Source organism: Pseudomonas sp. RGM2987 (assembly GCF_022952855.1).
Taxonomy (GTDB): Bacteria; Pseudomonadota; Gammaproteobacteria; order Pseudomonadales; family Pseudomonadaceae; genus Aquipseudomonas.
On sequence record NZ_JALJDX010000014.1, the window covers coordinates 1 to 435 of the forward strand.

The 435-nt window shown below is 58.4% G+C and carries 1 protein-coding gene; it reads right to left on the minus strand.

Annotation, left to right across the window (positions count from 1 at the left end):
• A partial coding sequence (locus tag RGM2987_RS00040; RefSeq protein WP_245138085.1) for an immunoglobulin-like domain-containing protein occupies nucleotides 1-435 on the minus strand: 435 nt, incomplete at both ends.

A 435-nucleotide genomic window follows, 5' to 3' on the forward strand; every position in this document is an offset into this window, starting at 1 on the left:
CAGTGGCGTGGTCGATGCTGACTTCAACCTTGCCGGCATCTTTGTAGACGTCGTCTTTAGGCGCATCAACAGTAACGGTGCCGGTGGTAGCGCCGGCAGCGATATTGATGACCGCGCCGTTGCTCAACGTGACGGTGACGGGCGTACCGGCCGCATTGGTCAGAGTCGCGGTGTAAACAATCGAACCGCCTTCTGCCACTTCGCTAGATGCCGACAGGCTCAGACCCGTGGCATCGGCCGAGTCAGTGATAGTTGTGACTGCAGGCGTTGTGCTAGGCACCAGGTTTTCGAAGTTACCGCCGGTGGTGCCAGTAATAGTCGTGCTGACGGTGCTGCCATTGTTGTAAACGTCATTGGCCGGGGTATCGACCGCCACGGTGCCAGTCGTTTGACCGGCTGCAATGTTGATTACCGCGCCATTGCTCAGGGTCACAG